Raw genomic sequence first — 231 nt, forward strand, 5'->3', positions numbered from 1 at the left:
GCTAATAATGCTCCTTCATCAGTAAACTCGCTTATTTCAATTTTAACTTGAGGTAAGTGTTGGCTGATCGCATGAATTAGGCTGGGTAAAATATGTGTGGAAGCGGATGCGCCAAAAGAAGCCACTTTCACCTGTCCAGCCCCATCTTTTTGAATAAGTCGAAGCTGTCTCAATAACACCCCTCCCTGCAACTCCTGCTGTTTCGCGAACTCAGCAATCAACCTCCCTTCC

The 231-nt window shown here is 45.5% G+C and carries 1 pseudogene; it reads right to left on the minus strand.

Going from position 1 to position 231, the window contains the following annotated elements:
* Positions 1 to 231: pseudogene (locus AB4512_RS22450) on the minus strand (LysR family transcriptional regulator); the annotation flags it as partial.

Source organism: Vibrio sp. 10N.222.52.B7 (genome assembly GCF_041474275.1).
Classification (GTDB): Bacteria; Pseudomonadota; Gammaproteobacteria; order Enterobacterales; family Vibrionaceae; genus Vibrio; species Vibrio crassostreae_C.